Origin of the sequence: Candidatus Vondammii sp. HM_W22 (assembly GCF_022530855.2) — a bacterium.
In the GTDB taxonomy this organism is placed as follows: Bacteria; Pseudomonadota; Gammaproteobacteria; order Chromatiales; family Chromatiaceae; genus Vondammii.
In genome coordinates this window covers 254,754-269,612 of sequence record NZ_CP099567.1, presented here as the reverse complement: position 1 = coordinate 269,612, position 14,859 = coordinate 254,754, and the positions used below count along the sequence as shown (strand labels likewise).

Sequence of the window (14,859 nt, the reverse complement as noted above, 5' to 3'; positions counted from 1 at the left end):
TGGCAATGACCAATGCACTATCCAGACCCCCCGTCACCACTTCAGTGCCTGCACGACGACGCAAGTCTAAATGGTTACTGCTTCGAGCTCTTCGCAACCTTGAGCGAGGGGAATGAGGTGCGTGCCCCATTGCTTGTACCTCCCTTGGTAGGCAATCATCTCTGAGGCCGGTACCAGACTGATACTCAGTGACTCGATATCAGCAAGCATCTCCTGGAGTATCTGTGACGTTTCAGGGTAGGGATGACCTATACCTATCGCGTGTCCATTTTGCTGCGCCCGAACAATCAGCCGATGAGACTGCTGCCGAATCGATTCAGAGCTTCGGTCATTATAGAGGGTGGATTCAAATTATAAATGCACCGCCTGTGCTCTTCAAGAAAGACTTCGCCAATTGATTTCTTTATGAAAACAATGATGTAGCAGTCCATTGGTATTTTCATTGGTGCCCCGTTGCCAGGGGGAATGTTAGGAATTTTGTGTCAATTCTTTAATTTGCAGCATAATGCCGTAGGTAGAATTGATTATGACAGAATCATTTGATTTTGATAGATTTCTAAAGGCCGTTCGTCAGGGCAGACCATTAGCGGGAAAGAGGGTGTTTTGGCCCCATTACTAAAACAGCTCACCGAGGCTGCTCTTGAAGCTGAGCCAGAGAATCATGTTGTTGATGATGTGGTGCCTAACCGCAAGAACGGCAAATCCCGCAAGACACTTAAAACAAGCGAAGGCCGTATTGACCTGAATACGCCCCGTGACCGGGCCGGTACATTTGAGCCCCAAATTATTAAGAAGCATCAAACCAGTATCAGCGATGGGATTGAAACCAGGATCTTGTCGATGTATGGCCGGGGCTTGATGAGTTATACCGATATCAGTGAACATGTCCATGATCTCTATGGTATCTCGGTCTCTACCGCAGCAATCAGCGCGATAACCGACAAAATAATCGATACTGTAAAAGCCTGGCAACAGCGCCCACTGGATTCGCATTATCCTTTCTTGTTTGGCTGGACGCAATTCACTACAAAGTAAAGGGCTCAAGGCCGCTACCAAAATCGCGCTGTTTATACCGTTCTTGGGCTGAATATTGAAGGCAAAAAAGAAGTGCTGGGGTTATACCTGTCCGAAAGTGAGAGCGCTGATTTCTGGCTGGGCGTACTGAGTGATTTATAAAATCGGGGTATGAACGATATCCTGATTGCTTCCGTGGATGGTCTGACAGGCTTTCCAGAAGCGATACAAACAATATTTCCAGAGACTGAGATTGTTCACCAAATACGCAACTCGCTACGCTACGTTGGCTCCAAGCACCAGAAGGTGTTTCTGGTTGACCTTAAGTGTGTTTACAAGGCGCTGAACAAGGAGGCAGCTGAATCAGCCATCGACGATCTTGAGAAAGCCTGGGGCGATAAATACCCCATCGTGATTCAATCATGGCGCAAGAAGTGGGATAACTTATCCGTCTGTTTTCGTTACCCCGAGGACATTCGTCGAGTTATTTATACGACTAACTCTATTGAAGCAGTAGCATCGATAATTCCGGAAACTGACAAAAACCAAGGGCGGTTTTCCGAATGACAACAGCCGGCGAAGGTGTAACGATTTCCGTGTAACTGCCCGGGTTAAATGTACTCCGCCAAGCGTTCTCCGAACTCAATCATAAATCTATTCAGTGCTGGTTTCCAATTGCGAATCGGCATGGTCCATTTTTTTGATGCTTGCTGCACCGCCAGATACACCACTTTCATTGCCGAGTCGTCGGTCGGAAATAGCTTCCGTTTTTTAATTGCCTTGCGAACCACGCTGTTCATTGACTCGATGGCATTGGTTGTATAGATTGCCCTGCGGATGTCCTCAGGGTAGCCAAACAGGGTATTAAGATTGTGCCAGTGGCTACGCCACGAACGGCTGAGCTGAGGATATTTGTCATCCCATCGGTTAGAGAAATTATCAAGTTCCAGTAGCGCTTCATCTTCGGTGACAGGCTTATATATTTTCTTCAGGTCTGCCGTCACTGCCTTGTAGTCTTTCCAGGGCACATACTTCATCGAGTTGCGCACCATGTGAACAATACAGAGCTGGATCTGAGTCTCGGGAAACGCTGTATTGATTGCGTCTGGAAAGCCCTTCACGCCGCGATTCTGGAGCTCTGTGAGTGCATTGAGACAGAACTTGGCACCCTCATTCTCTGACAGCCAGAGCCCCAACAATTCCTTGTGGCCCTCCATGTTCACGCCCAGTGCCAGATAAATTGCCTTATTGATCACTTTCTTGTCTTGCCGGATTTTTACGACAATACAATCCAGGTAAATAATGGGATAGACCGCATCCAGTGGCCTAGATGGCCATTCAATCACTTGTTCAATAACAGCGTCAGTCACTTTGGGAATCAAGGTGGCGGAGACATCAGCACCGTACATTTCTTTAACGGTCGTGACGATTTCTCGTGTTGTCATGCCCTGGGCATACAAGGAAATAATCTTGTCGTCCATGGAAGTAAATCGACGCTGGTGTTTTTTTAACGGGCTTGGGCTCGAAACTCCCAGCTCTGTCGCGTGGTGTATCGAGCTCGAACTGGCCAGCTTCCGTTCGGTTAGTCTTACTGGCATAGCCGTTGCGGTTATTGTCAGCTTCGGACTGCTCGTGCCTTTCAAAGCCAAGATGATCATCTAACTCAGCGTTCAGTGCCGCTTCGACCGTAATCTTGGTTAGCATCTGCTGGAAGTCTTTGTGGTCGTCTTCCGTCTTGATATTTTTAGCGGCCGCATGAGCGATCGCCTGTAGTTCTTTCTTGTTCATAGTGCATATCCTCAACTACGCTTGGGTTTAATGATAGACAGTTACACAGAGTTCAGGACACCCTCCAGCCTGCTCAAATTGTTATACCTTGGCATTCAGAACGCCAGTAAGAAATGGGCGATGCCCATTCACAACTGGAACCTGATCTTGTCTCAACTGGCTATCTTCTTCGAAGGTAGGCTTGATCGCGCACTTGATCTGTGATGATATGGACTGAGTGCTTTTACGTTGACACAATATTTTGAACAGTCTCTATCCATCGATAAATACCTTCCGGGCTAATCCGTAGACATGCACTTCTTAGGGTAATCCAGCCTGAGGCGTCCAGCCATTGTTTCCGGTGTCCAATCCTCCTGTAACCGCTCGATGACATAATGCAGGCATTTTTTATGTGATCACCTGCGAGTGTGCCTCGGTTTCTTGCATCGAACCATCGCACGTTTCTGTGCAAACTCGTCCCGGTAACAGGCTATGAATCGACCATTGTGTTTCACTTCACGTGAGATGGTGGTGTGATGACGACCCAAACGACGACCAATGTTTCTATAACTTAAACGCCAATGTAAAAGATACGGCTCTTCCCCTAATCGAGTAGGTAAATATCACCCAACCGCTCCCTCAGGATAAAAATTCAGCCCTCCAAGGTGGAAGTAGATTGCATTAGCAAACCGCTCCTTGTTGCGGAAGCCTCTGCTACGCACCTTGATCATCTTGATTCGGCTGTTGAGGCCTTCTGCCGGACCATTACTTACTTCCAAAACAACAGCGTTCAATATTTCCCACAGATAATCCTTGATTGTTCCCGCCACTTTCTTGATTGGCTCCAGGCCACTGCGCACTGCCCATGACAACCACCGCTCCCAGCTTTTCCTTCCCCAATGTCTTGCTGGCATAGTAGTAAACTCTTGATCGCCTAGGCACGGGCAGTCTGCCACGTAGCGCCTTGAACCGTAATTCCTGTCTGCGCATCATACTCTCCGGGTTGCAGAGCCAGTCATACTGGCTGCCTTTAAGGTCCTCATAGCCATCAGCGCTTTGTGCTCTTGGCGGCCTACCTTGTCCACTGCCTCACCGAGGTATTTGGCGACATGGCATTTACTAAAGACAATCTTCTCTTCAGCCCTAGGCAGGCTTTCCAGTATGGCATTGATAAAGGCTGGCCACATATCCATGAAGACATTCTCTATCGCTTCTCGTTGCTCCTCTGCTAGACTTTCGTATCATGCTTTGAGCATCACCTTTTTGCCGTCACTGCCCCGTGTAGTACTCTACCTGCATCCTGGTCTGATAAGACTGTTACATAATCATGGCGTTTCTTGAAGGCCGTATCATCAATACCTATACGTGTTGAGCTGATCTCTGTTCTACGTGCCAGTCCTCGCTTGACCGCTCGCTGCATAATTCCATCAATGGCATTCCAACTCAGCCCCATCAATCGTGAGACTGCCGAGATGGACGCCTCTTTCAACCAATCGATCACCAGCACTTCAAACATTGCAGTAAATCCAGAGCCCGGTTTCGCCCAGGAAACTGACACGGTGACCACCCCATATTCTTCATACTTCACTCTGGGCGCATCTGCTACCAGAATAGTTTTGTATTGGCGGGTATCCAGGTGCCGCCAGCGGCGCTTGCGTGAGTCATAGCCCGGTGAGATCTACCCAGAGATTAAACAACACTGCTTGGCACCTGCCTCTTGTTCAACCTGTACTGTTACCTCTCCCTCTGACAGAGCCAGCTCTACACTGCTAACCTACCAAGGGCTTTTGGACACCCAGGATTTGGGCGTATAGATCTTTATCTTTCATAGGGGGTACGTTAGTCTACCCAGTCAATTAGAGGAAGAGCCAAAAGGATTTTTCAGCTGATGATCCAGATGCAACGCGTAAAAAAAATACTAAACGAGACCTTCGGCTACAGCGAATTTCGCCATAATCAGGCGGAGATCATTGAGACTGTCATTAACGGGCAGGATGCCTTGGCCCTGATGCCCACAGGCGGTGGTAAATCGCTCTGTTACCAGATCCCCGCACTGGTTGGTGAAGGCGTCGGTATTGTTATCTCTCCCCTGATTGCATTGATGCAGGATCAGGTGAGCGCCTTGAAGCAACTTGGCATTCAAGCCGCTTTTCTCAACTCCACTCTGGATGCCGCGACCCGGCGAAATACTGAACAAGCCCTCCTGAATGGTGAGCTGAAACTGCTCTATATCGCCCCGGAGCGTCTACTCACAGAACAGACACTGCGGCTTCTTGACCGCATCCAGATTACCCTCTTCGCCATTGATGAAGCTCACTGCGTCTCTCAATGGGGCCATGATTTCCGAAAAGAGTATCAACGCCTCTCACTACTCACAGAACGCTATCCGGAAATACCACGGATTGCGCTCACCGCCACTGCCGATCAGCGCACCCAGCAGGAGATTATCGAGCAGCTCGGACTACAGAGCGCAAAAGTTTTCACCAACAGTTTTGACCGCCCCAATATTCGCTACACCATTACAGAGGGACAGAATGGAAGAGACCAGCTCTGGCGTTTCCTGGAGCAGGAACATCCGGAAGATGCCGGCATCGTCTACTGCTTATCACGGAAAAAAGTCGAGGATATTGCCCAATGGCTGGCCTCTCGCGGTCGTAAGGCACTGCCCTATCATGCAGGACTGACGAGTGAAACAAGGCATAAAAATCAGGAACAATTTCTCCGTGAAGAGGGGGTGATCATCTGCGCCACCATCGCCTTTGGCATGGGTATAGATAAACCTGACGTGCGCTTCGTCGCCCACCTCAACCTGCCCAAAAGCATAGAGGCCTACTACCAGGAAACCGGCCGCGCCGGTCGCGACGGAGAACCCGCCGATGCCTGGATGGCTTTTGGTCTGCAAGATGTCATCACCTTGCGGCAGTTTGTCCAGAATACCGATGCAGAAGAGCAATTCAAGCGTATCGCCCACCACAAACTGGAAGCAATGCTTGGTCTCTGTGACCTCACCGGCTGCCGGCGCCAGGCCCTGTTGGGCTATTTTGGTGAGACCCTGGAGCAACCCTGCGGCAACTGCGACAACTGCCTCAATCCGCCGGAGACCTGGGATGCCACCGAATCGGCCCGCAAGGCACTCTCCTGCGTCTTCCACACCGGTCAACGCTTTGGCGTCAACTACCTGATCGATGTATTGAAAGGTAAGGAGGATGAGCGTATCGAGCGTTTCCAGCATCACCAGATCACGACTTTTGGCATTGGCGACGAACTAAACGGCGTGGAGTGGCGCGGCCTGTTCCGCCAATTGATCTCCCTGGGTTATCTCGATATCGATGCCGACGGCCATGGCGCCCTGCGTCTCACTGAAAAATGCCGTCCGCTGCTCAAGAGTGAATGCCTGCTTCATCTCAGACATCAGAAACGAGCCGAGAAAAAAGAGAAGAAAAAGCGCTCGCAGACCAAGCTGCAGTCCTGGAACCTGCCTCTGCTCGACGCGATGCGGGCACGGCGGCTGGAGATCGCCCAGGAGCAGGGTGTACCGCCTTATATCGTTTTTCATGACAGCACCCTGGAAGAGATGGCCGAGCTGAGGCCGGAAAACCTTGAGCGGATGCGTTATATCAGCGGTGTTGGCGAGACCAAGCTGACGCGATACGGCCAGCAGTTTCTCGATCTCATCGGGGAGCACCCCATTAACTGAAATACTCAACAACAGCCTGAGCGAAACCATCAACGAGACGCTCAACCTCCATCAGAAGGGCCTTGATGCCGATGAGATAGCACGTCAGCGGGAACTCAAACTCACCTCAATCTACAGCCACTTTGCCGAGGCAGTGGAAGCGGGAATGGTCGATGTACGGGAGATACTGCCACTCAACCCGGTCCAGTACAGTGAAATCATCGCCACCCTGGAGATGGAGAGAAGCTGCGAAGAGGGAAAGCTGAAACCACTTTATGAGGCCCTTGATGGACGTTACGACTACGGCATTCTGAAATGCATTATGGCTGCGGAATGTATCTAGTATCCGTCCAGAAACGACAACTCTCGCAAAGATCGCAAAGTTATAAGTTATTGTTATAAAAGCGCATTAAATTTTGTTCTTTGCGTCTCTGCGCCTTTGCGAGAGAAATAGGGCCGTTTATGGACGGACACTATCTAGTCGACCCTGAAATACTCATAATGCAATGATTTATATAAAATAAGCGTCTAAATTTGATAAAATAAACGTCCGGGAAAGGGGTAAAAGCAGAGAAAAACTGGACGAAATAGAGGTGGATAATTGAGCAAACCCAAGACAGCCAATCCCAACCAGCAAAGTTTCCTGCACCAGAACTTACTGGATCAGCTGAACCCCAAGCATCCACTTTTGCTACTGGCCAGACAGATAGACTGGTCATATTTTGATGCTGAATTTGCCCCGCTTTATTCTCATCTTGGAAAGCCCTCAAAACCCATCCGCCTAATGGTGGGCCTCTCGATACTCAAGCATCTGGAAGACCTCAGTGACGAGGTTCTGATTCAACGCTGGATACAAAATCCCTACTACCAGAGTTTTACGGGTGAGATCGAATTCCAATGGCAACTTCCTTGTGACCCCTCCGACCTGACTTACTTCAGAAAGCGTATTGGCAACGAAGGTTTTGAAAAGGTCCTGGCTACCTCTATCGCCTTACATCAAGAAAAGGCGATCGAAGATGAAATGTGTATCGACACTACCGTACAAGAGAAAAACATTACCTTTCCAACTGATGCAAAGCAGTACCGAAAGATACACGGGCAGTTACTCAAGATGGCCCGAGCAGAAGGTATCGTGCTCAGTCGAAGCCATGAGAAGGAAGTAAAAATTCTCAAGCTCCCCACCCGATTTGCCACACATCCGAGGAATCGTAAAAAGGCACGTAAGGCCGTCAAGCGATTAAAGACCATCAGCGGCCGATTACTGCGTGGAATACAGCGTAAGATGACCGCAGAACAACAGAAATTCTATGCAGAAAAGTTCGCCCTGTACCAGCGCATGCTGAATCAGAAGCGTGCTGATAAAAACAAGTTGTACAGCCTACATGAATCTCATGTTTACTGTATGAGCAAAGGCAAGGCCCACCAGCGTTATGAGTTTGGCACCAAGGCATCAATCACCACCACAAGGGACGCGGGCATTGTGATTGGTGCCCTGGCTTTTGAGAAGAATGTATTTGATGGTCACACCGTACCTGAGGTCTTGGCACAGGTGAAACGTCTCATCAATCGAGTACCCAAAGTGGGTATTGCTGATCGAGGTTATCGGGGCAAATCAAAGGTTAATGACACCCAGATAGTAACACCAAAGCCTGCTAGGAAGAATACCTCAGAAGAAGCCATGGCATTAGCCAGAAAACGTTTCAGAAGACGAGCTGGCATCGAGCCTGTGGTCACTTAAAGAGTGACCACAGGCTAAAAAGGAACTTTCTTAAAGGCTTTGCCGAGGATCAGATTAACTTGCTTATGGCGGCGGGCTGCCTTCAACTTCAGAAAATGGATGAGGGAGGTTCTTTTTGTGCTGAAAAATATCATGTCCATACTGTTGTTCCTGTTTGCAAAACAGAAACAACAGTATTATTAAGTGCCTGGAATGAATATTTCAGGGTCGACTATCTAGCCCGCATCTCTCACCAAGCAGCGAGAAATGCGAACTAGCAGTTGAGTTCCTGTATTAATACCACCAATAAAATATAATTAAGACGCATCTACAAGACACATTCAAACAGAGTGTGGCAGATACCAAGATGATCACGGATTTCTCGCACCCGCAAACCAGCTTCGTCTATATATTTCATCAACTCTTTTGAGTGATACATTTTTGAGTTTCCGCTGGCCATGCAGGTGAAATAAGGGGATGTGTTGATCAATGAATAAGCTGCGGCTTCGTGCTGCTATCTGTCCCAGCAGGTTTCCATAATATAGAGCGTAGAATCCGGTAGCATGGTGGCAGCTACCCGCTTTAGAATGCTCACTATTTCTTTACCCCCAAAGCAAGACAGGAACTGGCTGAGCCAGAACACGTCTACACCTGAAGGAATCCTCGCTTCAGGATTCAGCAGGTCGATGGCCACACTATTCACTCGGTCACTGAACCCCACCTTTTCTACGTTTTCGATGGCATTTTTAAGTTAATCAGGCAGGTCCAGCATAGTGATTTTCAGATCAGGATTATAGGTCGCCGCCAGGATGGAGAACTTGCCTACATTGGCGCCTATATCCATCAAGGTCTTTGGTTTATCTCGGAGGATGATGGGCAGTACAAGTGGATAGGTGCCATCCGAATAGTAGTGGTCAAAAGTGTACCAGCTTTCCTTGATGTGTGATGGGAGGTGAGGTAATGCCTGGTATAGAGTTTCCCATTGATTGCCAAATACCTTCAGGCCAACCGGCTTGCCAGTCTGTATCGACTTGTCCAGATCATACAATCCCTTGTAACAGATGTAATGATTGTAATCCATATTGATGCGGGTCATTTCATCCTGCAACAGGAACCAACCCGTCTTACTTAACTGAAACAATCCCTCTGTATTCTTTTCAACCATATGGCATGAAAGGCCGCTTTCTATCAGGGTTTCAACGCCATAAAGGGTGAGTCCAGTGTTATCCGCAATGGTCTGTACATCAATACCATTTTTGCCTGCCTTATCCAACTGTCCTAGAATACCGAGATTGCGCATGGTGCGCACTACTTGAAAGATGATGGGCGCAAAGGCAATTTTCTGTGCCTCATATTTGGCTTCCAGGGCAGAAAGCTTTGAGGGTTTAAAAAAGGGTTTCATCAAATAGCCTGACAGTGGAAATTTCGACAGCTTCCTATTCTCCCACATACCCACCTGTATATCCCAACTTGATGTAGAATGGCCCGAAGTATTTGGCGGAAGGCCTAGTTTATGAAGTCTTATGCAGTGGTAATACCAGCCTATAATGAGGCTGGTACAATTCGAAATTTGGTTGAACGCACCTTGAGCCATGACTTACCCGTAATTGTGGTAGATGACGGTTCGATCGACGGTACCAGTGAGCAGCTTGCGGACCTGCCAATTATGTTGCTGCGAAACGAACCCAACGCTGGCAAAGCAGCTGCTCTGTGGCGAGGCATGCAGGCATCGATGGATCTGTCAGTAGATGGCGTGATCACCCTGGATGGGGATGGCCAACATCGCCCCGAGGATATTCCGCGTCTCATTAAAGCGGCACAAGGGCATACAAAAAATATTATTATTGGTTCGCGCCTGCATGATCGAGAGGTTATCCCGCGACGGCGCTACTATGCCAATCGATTCGCCAATTTTTGGATTGCCTGGGCGTCGGGCATGCCGATGGAGGATTCTCAATCCGGCTTCCGGTTATATCCAATTGAACTTCTAGCCGATTTGTCTATTGGTACCAGTCGGGATAGGGGGTTCGTGTTCGAAAGCGAGATTATTATTGAAGCAGGTTGGCGAGGAATAGCCGTATACAATATAAAAATCCCGGCGATTTATGGTGCCGATCTCCGGCCAATTCATTTTCAGTCAGTCACTGATATATTACGGATCACCCGAATGGTGGGAGGCAGACTCATTTCCAGGAGGATGTATTTACCGGGCTTGTACCGTTCCATCGTGAAACCTAAACTTGATTAAGTTTCGCAACCGAGACTTCGATGCTGATGGCGTTTTTACCTTAATGCTGTCTTTGGTGGTTGGTCTGGTAACGTTAGGGATCACTCATTTTTGGCTGCTGTTTCAGGTGATTCGAACAGGTATGAAAGCACCGACAAAGCCAGATTTCAGGGACGCTGTGGCTGTGCTCGGCAAACAATTGCAGCAAGGAGAAATTTCTGCTGATTTTCGGCTGAGGCTAGATCGGGCACTGACACTGTATCAGGTTTGGGATAGGCCTGAGGTCCTGGTGATAGGGGGTGGTGCATCCGGTGAAATCAGCGAAGCCAATGCAGGAGCCAACTATCTCATTCAGGCAGGAGTGGAATCAGCCGCTATTGCCCTGGAGGAGCTATCTGTAAATACACTAGAGAATTTTCGCCATGCGCATCCCTGGTTCGAAGATCATTCCCAAGTAGTGGTCATCAGTAATCGCTATCACCTGTTTCGCGTTCTGACCATGGCACAGGGGTTGGGGTTAGAGATCACTCCCTGTGCTGCGGAAGATAAATGCAGGCCTTGGCATCGAGTCTCCAATCTCTTATTAGAGGCTGTTTTCCTACACTGGTACTGGAGCGGACGTATTTTTGTTTTTCTAATAAAAAACAAGCGCATGCTGAAAAAGATCAGTTAAATAGGACGAAATACGATTTTTCAGCCTTTCTCGAAACCACTCTCTGCAAAACGCTTTTGGCCCGTGATTTTTCCGCTGTGTGATCGAACGATGCTGTGTTATCTCTGACAGGGCAAATTTCCAGAAGACTCTCCAGATGCTCGGGAGGGTGGATTTTTTCCGTAGGATTTATATTCACCTCTGACTCACCTTGTGCAATAATGCCCGGCTTTGATTAATCGATAAATGAAGGAAGATTGGATGGGCGGATTCGTCAGAGAAATTGCGGCTATGATAATTGATACTCTGAACCTGGAAGAGGTATCTATAGATGACATAGACCCAGCCGCCCCCTTGTTTGGTGATGGTTTAGGGCTGGATTCCATTGATGCACTGGAGTTAGTGCTGGCGATATCTCAGAATTATGGGATACAGGTCAAATCTGATGATCAGCAAAACCAGCAGATATTCAGTTCGCTTGCTACACTGGCAAGTTTTGTGGAAATACGTAAAGCATAAGAGAATTTAGTGGCAGCATTATTTACCTTAATGGTATTGATCTATGCGCTAATGGCGCACTGGTCTATTCACCAGGGAAAAGCGGAATATGCCGTGTATCTGCTTGGGGTTCTGTGGACATTCCGTCCTAAAGTGACACTTATCTCTACAGCCCATACCCCACAAGGCCTACAGAGGTGGCTTAATTTTCATTTTGCACGATTGATTGCATAATTTCATCCAAATCTAGTAGGTTTTGTTCAAAGCTAAAGCTGTAAGTTCCGTTCAAATTGATGTTATGCCAAGCCACTGGCGAAACTTGCTTAATAATTTCCAACTTCTTATCGTCACTTTCCCCCTCAAAATGCTCAAGTAATCGCGTCAGTATCAGCGAATTAAAATAGATAATGGCGTTGGTTAATAGCCTCGCGCATTCATTCCACAAGACAATCTCATCGTCTGATTTTCCCTGGAAACGATTGCCATTCACATGTGCAATAGCACGCCGTAATTGATGATAAGCTTCCCCACGATTCAAGGCTCGCTGTACATAAGTTCTTAAACTGGCATCATCAATATAGTCCAGTAAGTACATGGCCTTGAGCATACGATTATATTCAGTTAAAGCTTTCAGCAAGGGGTGGTTTTGACTATAGCCAGAAAGCTTTCTAACAAGGGTCGCCTGCGTTATCGTCTTCTGCTGTAGTGATATAATAATGCGCTGTATCGTATCCCACTCATCGATAATTAATTCTGTATTAATAGGCTTTTTTAATGAGAGCGTTGCCTTATTGTCTTCTCCCTCATTTACATCAAAAAGATCTGATATCACGGTTCCAAACTGAGCATAGCGCGGCGCAAAGATATAGCCAAACAGGTCCAGCAAAGCAAAGTTAACATGATTAACGCCGTGCGTATCCGTTGACAAAATATCCGGCTTAATCTCCGAGGTATTGTTATGAAGCAGATCCAAAATAAAATGAGATTCATGTTCATTGGAACCAATAATCTGGGCATTCAAGGCTACATGATTGGCAATCAAGTTCATCGATGTTAGTCCTTTATTCGTGCCAAAATATTTAGATGAATAGCGAGTTTTAAAAGTCTCTAACCGTGATTCGAATTTTTGCCCGTCAGCACTGGCATGAATGAGTCCTTTTTGGATATTGTAATGCTTGAAGATTGATAATTTCTCTGTCGCATCGTTAATTGCATCATTGCCGAAGTTTAGCGTTTCAGGTCGCAAATAATTGGCCTGTACTGTGCGTAGATGATCATATGATCTATCAGAGATGCTGGCCATGCCGTGTAGGCCATAATAGGTTCCATTGCCAATGAGAGCCGCCAGTAAATCATTCAAATGATCACTCTGTCCGGACTGTACCTGGCGAACATGCTCAAAGTGCTTTAAAAATCCTGTTTCCTGATGAACGAAGCGTAATACATCGGCAATGTTAATCGGTTTCATACGATCGAAAAAGGGATTGTTTAAAGCCGATTTTGTGCCTGAATACGGCAACCTCCATTGAATTTTTCCTGAGCGATTACGCAATACCACATTTCGATTGTCGCCCTCATCAATGCGCTGGCCAACCCGTTGCAGCTTATCGTTCATCTTTTTCTCCATCGATTTAACCCGCTGGGCAGGCTCTGTATTCATGCTATCTAGCATGGAACCTTTAAGTAGCTTGTCTTTCTGTGCCCAGGGGATATCTCCAACGAGGTCATCGTGTAATGCACGATATTTGATAGCCGTTGGTATAAAGAGTTTCCCACCAAGATTATTTTTAGCTGACAAATACAGCATCAACTCGTAACGCTCAGAGAGTACGTTGTTATCAATATTGATAACATACAATTGGTGTTTGGCTGGAATCAATCGTCGATCTGACGATGCTAATTCACCAGCACCTAACAACTCTTTTTTCATTCTATTTAATTGTGCAGATAAAGCCTGTGTATTGTCTGATCCTTCAAAGATCAGGCATAAAAAAATGGGGCGTATTAAGTGCTGAATCAGTTCACGCTGCTTATCATAAAATTCCCAGATGTAATCATTTTTCGTGCGTTTTTGTTTCTTCAGATACAAGCACAGTGATTCTATTTACCGTGCTCCAAGCAAGCCTTGTACCCGTTGTTTTATTTGTCTAAATGACACATGGTCATTAATGGTGTCGTCAATAAAAAAGTATAATAATTCAGCGGCTTTGCTAATATTTACTACCGCGCCATCCCAATCTTTATAGGCCATTTCCTTGGCATACGCTTTAGCTTTTTCACGTAACTTTCGGACATGATAAATAAACCCATAAGCCAAACGTTCAATATTGATTTGTACCCGCTCCTGAAGATAACAAAGTAAATAAAGCTGCTGCGTGACACGGTCGAAGCGTTTAAGCTTGGTTATAGAGTAGTAATCAACCATCGCCGCATAGTGCAGTCGGTTTTGTTGCGATAGTGATAGAGCAGAGGCCACTTGATTAACTTCATCCATCCAGGGCTGAATCAACTTGTTGACGTTCAACTCTTTCTCCAATTCTGGAGCATTAAAACTTTTCGCCGCCTGCTTAAGTTCTTTAACGGTTAGCATACCTTTTCCATCAACTAACTCAGCCAAGTTAGTAGCTAATTCATCTGATATGGTTGTCTTTAATAGATCAGAAAGTCGCTTACGTTCCTGTTTGATTACCTGACTGATAATTCGCTGAAGCACGGTATATTTAGGGATTCCTGTATGATTTCGAGCTAAGTATTCGGTGCAGGCATCAAATAAAAAGCGCGGCTCAATCCAGGATTTAGCAACCTATTGCAAATAGGTAATGAGAGGTTCCTGATGTTGTTCCACACACCATGTTTTGAATCCCTGAAGGTTTATAATCTTGTCGTAGATACGTGTTTTCTGCTTATTGCTAACACTGAAGCGAGGGACTTTAAATTTAGGGAAATATTCTTCAGCAATAAAGGTGAGATCTGCTTTCAATTCCTTGTAGGCCGGATTGAGCTGAATGGGCTTGATCTTAAAGTAACCCAGCAGAGCAATAGCATAGCATTTATGATTGCGATCCCTGATGGATTTAATAACGTCCTGCTCCAGATCATTCAGAGTAAAACTGATACGTTTTTCTTCCAGTGACAGGCTGGGAACGCCATATAAATCGTTAATTTCTGCTTCGTGGAGTACGGTCAGGCGTTCTTTATAAGGCATAGGCTTCTCGTAAAAGCCGGAATATTACTATAATTGGGATATTGCAGTGATTTTGAAAATTAAGGCACCTCTAGAAGCCTTATGAGGCGTGGGCTGTAGCGAT

The 14,859-nt window shown here is 46.8% G+C and carries 7 protein-coding genes and 8 pseudogenes; 7 read left to right on the top strand and 8 right to left on the bottom strand.

Annotated elements, in window-relative coordinates; genetic code table 11:
* Positions 1 to 66 precede the first annotated feature (66 nt).
* Entirely contained in the window at positions 67 to 288 is a 222-nt protein-coding gene (locus MN084_RS19085) for a divergent polysaccharide deacetylase family protein (RefSeq protein ID WP_445083932.1), read from the bottom strand.
* Between the two features lie 315 nt (positions 289 to 603).
* Here MN084_RS19085 and MN084_RS01440 point away from each other — a divergent pair.
* A pseudogene (locus tag MN084_RS01440) lies at positions 604 to 1,581 on the top strand (IS256 family transposase).
* 44 nt (positions 1,582 to 1,625) lie between these two features.
* On the opposite strand, the pseudogene MN084_RS01435 reads toward MN084_RS01440, so the two are convergent.
* A pseudogene (locus MN084_RS01435) lies at positions 1,626 to 2,802 on the bottom strand (IS256 family transposase).
* A gap of 51 nt (positions 2,803 to 2,853) precedes the next feature.
* Between MN084_RS01435 and MN084_RS01430 the strand changes: the two are divergent.
* Positions 2,854 to 3,006, top strand: a pseudogene (locus tag MN084_RS01430) (IS256 family transposase); the annotation flags it as partial.
* Positions 3,007 to 3,197: 191 nt separating this feature from the next.
* On the opposite strand, the pseudogene MN084_RS19080 reads toward MN084_RS01430, so the two are convergent.
* The 4 genes and pseudogenes from MN084_RS19080 to MN084_RS01420 all read right to left on the bottom strand — a co-directional run.
* Positions 3,198 to 3,347 (bottom strand): annotated as a pseudogene (locus tag MN084_RS19080) (helix-turn-helix domain-containing protein); the annotation flags it as partial.
* 57 nt (positions 3,348 to 3,404) lie between these two features.
* A complete protein-coding gene (locus MN084_RS19075) occupies positions 3,405 to 3,695 on the bottom strand; it encodes a transposase (RefSeq protein ID WP_277400068.1) in 291 nt (96 codons plus the stop codon).
* 75 nt (positions 3,696 to 3,770) lie between these two features.
* Positions 3,771 to 4,007, bottom strand: a pseudogene (locus MN084_RS19070) (transposase); the annotation flags it as partial.
* 29 nt (positions 4,008 to 4,036) lie between these two features.
* The gene (locus MN084_RS01420) at positions 4,037 to 4,369 is read right to left on the bottom strand and encodes a helix-turn-helix domain-containing protein (RefSeq protein WP_241085146.1); all 333 of its coding nucleotides are present in this window, start codon (positions 4,367 to 4,369) and stop codon (positions 4,037 to 4,039) included.
* A 309-nt stretch (positions 4,370 to 4,678) separates the two neighbouring features.
* On the opposite strand from MN084_RS01420, the pseudogene recQ reads away from it, so the two are divergent.
* A pseudogene (gene recQ / locus MN084_RS01415) lies at positions 4,679 to 6,800 on the top strand (DNA helicase RecQ).
* Between the two features lie 258 nt (positions 6,801 to 7,058).
* Positions 7,059 to 8,378: pseudogene (locus tag MN084_RS01405) on the top strand (IS5 family transposase).
* A 547-nt stretch (positions 8,379 to 8,925) separates the two neighbouring features.
* Here the strand turns inward: MN084_RS01405 and MN084_RS01400 are convergent.
* The gene (locus tag MN084_RS01400) at positions 8,926 to 9,768 is read right to left on the bottom strand and encodes a hypothetical protein (RefSeq protein ID WP_330178275.1); all 843 of its coding nucleotides are present in this window, start codon (positions 9,766 to 9,768) and stop codon (positions 8,926 to 8,928) included.
* Between MN084_RS01400 and MN084_RS01395 the strand changes: the two genes are divergently transcribed.
* From MN084_RS01395 to MN084_RS01385, 3 genes are all read left to right on the top strand, one after another.
* Entirely contained in the window at positions 9,760 to 10,422 is a 663-nt protein-coding gene (locus MN084_RS01395) for a glycosyltransferase family 2 protein (protein WP_330178274.1), read from the top strand. The genes MN084_RS01400 and MN084_RS01395 overlap by 9 nt on opposite strands.
* Positions 10,423 to 10,543: 121 nt before the next feature.
* Positions 10,544 to 11,074 carry a YdcF family protein gene (locus tag MN084_RS01390; RefSeq protein ID WP_241085150.1) on the top strand — a complete coding sequence of 177 codons (531 nt, stop codon included), beginning with the start codon at positions 10,544 to 10,546 and terminating at the stop codon, positions 11,072 to 11,074.
* A 225-nt stretch (positions 11,075 to 11,299) separates the two neighbouring features.
* Complete coding sequence (locus MN084_RS01385; protein ID WP_330178273.1) at positions 11,300 to 11,572, top strand: phosphopantetheine-binding protein; 273 nt, start codon at positions 11,300 to 11,302, stop codon at positions 11,570 to 11,572.
* A gap of 181 nt (positions 11,573 to 11,753) precedes the next feature.
* On the opposite strand, the pseudogene MN084_RS01380 reads toward MN084_RS01385, so the two are convergent.
* A pseudogene (locus MN084_RS01380) lies at positions 11,754 to 14,756 on the bottom strand (Tn3 family transposase).
* Positions 14,757 to 14,859 lie beyond the last annotated feature (103 nt).